Origin of the sequence: Bergeriella denitrificans NBRC 102155, assembly GCF_001592185.1 — a bacterium.
In the GTDB taxonomy this organism is placed as follows: Bacteria; Pseudomonadota; Gammaproteobacteria; order Burkholderiales; family Neisseriaceae; genus Neisseria; species Neisseria denitrificans.
Map to the genome: position 1 here is coordinate 1 of NZ_BCWL01000158.1, position 5,027 is coordinate 5,027.

The window sequence follows — 5,027 nt, forward strand, 5'->3', positions numbered from 1 at the left end:
GGGCGAGCCAACGCTGTAGCAGGATTAAATCACCGACTATATATCCCGACAAACAGACGCTTATCCTTTATAATGTCGGCCTGTCAAACCTATTTTTTCAGACGGCAGGCCGTCTGAACCCTATTGGAAACACCATGAAATTTATCGATGAAGCAAAAATCGAAGTCGTCGCTGGACGCGGCGGCAACGGCGCGGCCAGCTTCCGCCGCGAAAAATTCGTTCCGCGCGGCGGCCCCGACGGCGGCGACGGCGGCAAGGGCGGCAGCGTATGGGCCGTGGCCGACGAAAACATCAATACGCTGGTCGAATACCGCTTTGTGAAACGCTACCAAGCCAAAAACGGCGAAAAAGGCCACGGTGCCGACCGCTACGGCGCAGGCGCGGACGACATCGAACTGCGCATGCCCGTGGGCACGCTGATCCGCGACTTGGACACCGACGAAATCGTCGCCGACCTCACCCACCACGGCCAACGCGTCATCTTGGCGCGCGGCGGCAAAGGCGGCTTGGGCAACATCCACTTCAAATCCTCCGTCAACCGCGCACCGAAGCAGGCCACACCGGGCGAAGAAGGCGAAGCGCGCTCGCTGCAACTGGAATTGAAAGTCTTGGCTGACGTCGGCCTGCTCGGTATGCCGAACGCCGGCAAATCCACGCTGATTACCGCCGTGTCCGCCGCCCGCCCGAAAATCGCCGATTACCCGTTTACCACCATGCACCCCAACTTGGGCGTGGTGCGCCTCGACGAAAACCACAGCTTCGTCATGGCCGACATCCCCGGCCTGATTGAAGGCGCGGCCGAAGGTGCGGGCTTGGGACACCGCTTTTTGAAACATCTGCAACGCACCGGCCTCTTGCTGCACGTTGTCGATTTGGCGCCGTTTGACGAGAGCGTCAACCCCGCCGCCGAAGCACTGGCGATTGTGGAAGAGCTCCGCAAATACGACGCCGGGCTTTACGACAAACCGCGCTGGCTGGTGCTCAACAAGCTCGATATGCTGGACGAAGAAGAAGCAGAAGCGCGCGCCGCCGAGTTTCTCAAACAAATCGGCTGGGATTACCCTGCGCCCGACGACCGCTTCGAATTCGACATGACCACCCCGCGCCTGTTTAAAATCAGCGCACTCGCCCACCAAGGCACGCAGGATTTGGTGCGCCAAATCAACCAATACCTGAGCGAGAAAAAACGCTTGGCGGCGCTGGAAGAAGAAGCGGCTAAAGCCGCGGCTGCGGCGGAAGCAGCCGGGCAACAGCCGAAAACGGATACCAGCGTGTTTTTGGCGGAGTGAGTTGAGATTGAGGCCGTCTGAAAAATTTGTTATCGTGTTTCAGACGGCCTATCCATTCCAAGGAGGATGCGATGCTTGCACAAATCGAACTGAACCCCAGCCGCGCGGCAGCCTTAGCCCAATTGGAGCGGGAAACCGGCGAGAGCCAAAGCAGCCTGCTGCTGAAAATGTTTGACAGCTATATCGAGCAAAAGCGCGAATACGATGAGCTTGCCGCCGCAGTTGCACGCGGGCGGGCAGACATTGCCGCAGGGCGTTTTACATCGCATGATGAAGCAATCGGCCGTGCCCGCAATATGCTGCACGGAAAAGCCGCGAAATGAATATTCTTTGGTCAAACGAAGCCGAAGAAGGATTAATCACCATATTAGCCCACGTTGCTGATTTTGCCGGCGTAGCCAGCGCTGAAAAATACCTCAATGAATTTGAACGCCTGATTCAGCTTGCCGCCGCCAACCCACACATGGGCAAAGCCGGCCTGATTCCGAATACGCGCGAGCTGTTTCCCATTCGCGGAAAATATCGGATTGTGTATGAAATACAAGATGATGTCTTATGGATTGTGGCATTGAAATCAACGCGGCAATTACACGGCGAATAAATACAGGCCGTCTGAATATTTCAGACGGCCTCCCCCTATTGACACCTTTTTATTGATATTTCCATTATTGACCATGCTAAACCTCTACAACACCCTCACCCGCCAAAAAGAACCCTTTACCCCCATCAATCCCGAAAACGTGCGCATGTACGTTTGCGGCATGACCGTGTACGACTACTGCCATTTGGGTCACGCCCGCGTGATGGTGGTGTTTGACATGATTGCCCGCTGGCTGCGCCAGAGCGGCTATCCGCTCACTTATGTGCGCAACATTACCGACATCGACGACAAAATCATCGCCCGCGCTGCGGAAAACGGCGAGACAATCGGCGAGTTGACCGCGCGTTTTATCCAAGCGATGAACGAGGATGCCGATGCGCTGGGTGTGTTGCGCCCCGATGAAGAGCCTAAGGCCACCGAGCATATCGGCCAAATGATTGCCATGATTGAAACGCTGATTGCCAAGGGCAAGGCGTATCCGGCGGAAAACGGCGACGTGTATTACGCCGTGCGCGAGTTTGCCGCCTACGGCCAGCTTTCCGGCAAGTCGCTGGACGATTTGCGGGCGGGCGAGCGCGTGGAGGTGGACGGCTTCAAACGCGATCCTTTGGATTTCGTGTTGTGGAAAGCCGCCAAAGCGGGCGAACCGGCGTGGGAAAGCCCGTGGGGTCAAGGCCGTCCGGGTTGGCACATCGAATGCTCGGCGATGGGTGAAAACCTCTTCGGCGAAACGTTTGACATCCACGGCGGCGGCGCAGATTTACAGTTTCCGCACCATGAAAACGAAATCGCCCAAAGCGTGGGCGCACTCGGCCATACCTGCGGCCACGACCACGGCGGTAAAACCATCGCCAGCCATGTGAAATACTGGCTGCACAACGGCTTTATCCGCGTGGACGGCGAAAAAATGTCCAAATCGCTGGGCAATTTTTTCACCATCCGCGAAGTGTTGAAGCAATACGATGCCGAAGTGGTGCGCTTCTTTATCCTGCGCGCCCACTACCGCAGCCCGCTGAATTACTCCGACGCGCATTTGGACGATGCCAAAGGCGCGTTGACCCGCCTCTACACCACACTGAAAAACACCGCGCCGTCTGAATTTGCCCTGAGCGAAAACGCCAACGGTTACACCCGCCGTTTCTTCGCTGCGATGGACGATGATTTCAATACCGTTGAAGCCATGGCGGTATTGTTCGAGCTGGCCGGCGAAGTCAATAAAACCAACGATGCGGCGCTGGCGGCCTGCCTGAAGGCACTGGGCGGCGTGCTGGGCTTGCTGCAACGCGATCCGGTTGAATTTCTGCAGGGTGGCAATACGGTTTCAGACGGCCTTTCCAACGAAGAAATCGATGCGTTGATTGAAGCGCGCAAGCAGGCGCGTGCCGAGAAAAACTGGGCGGAATCCGACCGTATCCGCGATGTGTTGAACGAAGCCAACATTATTTTGGAAGACGGCGCGGGCGGCACGACTTGGCGGCGCGGTTAAGCGGCCGTATTCCGATGACACAAGCCGTCTGAAAAAGAAAGCACGCTATGACCGCCCCCATGTACACCTTATTACTGCTGGCCCTGATTTTCGCCAACGCCCCGTTTCTCACCCAAAAGCTGCTGGGCGTGATTCCCGTGGCGAAAAAGCATTTCGGCCACCATCTGCTGGAGCTTTTTATCGGCTTCGGCATCACCGCCGCTCTAGCCTACCTGCTCGAATCGCGCGCCGGCACGGTGCATCCGCAGGGTTGGGAATTTTATGTCATCAATGCCTGCCTGTATCTGATTTTCGCCTTCCCGTGTTTCGTGTGGCGTTACTTCTGGCACGGGCGAAACCGCGAATAGGCCGTCTGAAACCCGCCCCTTTTTCAGGAAACCCCTTATGAGCATTCAAAACCTTTCCCAAGCCAAGCTGATTGTCGTCAAAGTCGGCTCCAGCCTCGTCACCGCCGAAGGCAAAGGCATCGACCAGGCCGCGCTCAACCGTTGGGCGACGCAGATTGCCGAACTCAAAGCCAAAGGCACCAACGTCATTTTCGTGTCCAGCGGCGCGATTGCCGAGGGCATCAAACGGCTGGGCTGGGCGAAGCGGCCGACCGCAATCAACGAACTGCAGGCCGCCGCCGCCGTCGGTCAGATGGGCATCGCGCAGGCCTACGAATACGCCTTTGCTTACCACCAAATCCACACCGCACAAGTCTTGCTGACCCACGAAGACCTGAGCAACCGCACCCGCTACCTCAATGCCCGCAGCACCTTGCTGACCCTGGTTGAAAAAGGCATCGTACCCATCATCAACGAAAACGACACCGTCACCACCGATGAAATCAAGCTCGGCGACAACGACACCCTGGGCGCGCTCGTCACCAACCTTGTGGACGCCGACGCGCTCGTCATCCTCACCGACCAAAGCGGCCTTTACGACAGCGACCCGCGCAAAAACCCGAGCGCCCAGTTTATCCGCCAAATCGAAGCCGACCATCCCGATTTGGAAAGCATGGCCGGCGGCGCAGGCAGCAGCGTCGGCACCGGCGGCATGTACACCAAAGTCACCGCCGCCAAACGCGCAGCCCTGAGTGGCGCATCCACCGTTATCGCCAGCGGCCGCGAGCCGAACGTACTCGTGCGCCTGCAACAGGGCGAAAGCATCGGCACACTGTTTACCAGCGCACACAGCCGCGTGGCCGCCCGCAAACAATGGCTGCTCGGTCATGTCCAGCTTGCCGGCAAAATCACCGTAGACAGCGGCGCCGAGCGCGCCGTTGCCGAAAAACACGCCAGCCTGCTGAGCGTCGGCTGCGTGGCGGTGGAAGGCCATTTCCACCGAGGCGAACTGGTGGCGGTGGTCAACCCTGAGGGCAGGGAAATCGCCCGCGGTCTCATCAATTACAGCAGCGAAGAAACTGCCAAACTGCTGCAAACCGATTCCGAGCATATCGCCGCCCAGCTCGGCTACGCCCATGAAGACGAATTAATCCACCGCGACAATATGGCTGTGCGCCGCTGAACAAGCCGCAAACAGCGTATTCAAGCCGTCTGAAAAAAAGCCGTCTGAAAAAAAGCCGTCTGAAAAAGCAGCAACAGGTTTCCGAAAGGATGCCGTTGCCACCGTTTTCAGACGGCTTTTTTTGAATATATTGAAATTCTGG

6 protein-coding genes are annotated in these 5,027 nt (G+C 57.6%); all 6 read left to right on the forward strand.

Annotation, left to right across the window (positions count from 1 at the left end):
- Positions 1 to 134 precede the first annotated feature (134 nt).
- The 6 genes from obgE to proB all read left to right on the forward strand — a co-directional run bounded on the left by obgE (position 135) and on the right by proB (position 4,885).
- Positions 135 to 1,289 carry a GTPase ObgE gene (gene obgE, locus BDE01S_RS08195; RefSeq protein WP_066079991.1) on the forward strand — a complete coding sequence of 385 codons (1,155 nt, stop codon included), beginning with the start codon at positions 135 to 137 and terminating at the stop codon, positions 1,287 to 1,289.
- A 71-nt stretch (positions 1,290 to 1,360) separates the two neighbouring features.
- Complete coding sequence (locus BDE01S_RS08200) at positions 1,361 to 1,612, forward strand: hypothetical protein (protein WP_066079994.1); 252 nt, start codon at positions 1,361 to 1,363, stop codon at positions 1,610 to 1,612.
- Entirely contained in the window at positions 1,609 to 1,890 is a 282-nt protein-coding gene (locus BDE01S_RS08205; RefSeq protein ID WP_066079997.1) for a type II toxin-antitoxin system RelE/ParE family toxin, read from the forward strand. Before BDE01S_RS08200 ends, BDE01S_RS08205 begins: the two co-directional genes overlap by 4 nt.
- Before the next feature lie 73 nt (positions 1,891 to 1,963).
- Positions 1,964 to 3,376, forward strand: a complete 1,413-nt coding sequence (gene cysS, locus BDE01S_RS08210) for a cysteine--tRNA ligase (RefSeq protein WP_066080002.1) — start codon at positions 1,964 to 1,966, stop codon at positions 3,374 to 3,376.
- Positions 3,377 to 3,423: 47 nt separating this feature from the next.
- Entirely contained in the window at positions 3,424 to 3,723 is a 300-nt protein-coding gene (locus BDE01S_RS08215) for a DUF2818 family protein (protein WP_066080005.1), read from the forward strand.
- A 37-nt stretch (positions 3,724 to 3,760) separates the two neighbouring features.
- Positions 3,761 to 4,885 carry a glutamate 5-kinase gene (proB, locus tag BDE01S_RS08220; protein WP_066080008.1) on the forward strand — a complete coding sequence of 375 codons (1,125 nt, stop codon included), beginning with the start codon at positions 3,761 to 3,763 and terminating at the stop codon, positions 4,883 to 4,885.
- Positions 4,886 to 5,027 lie beyond the last annotated feature (142 nt).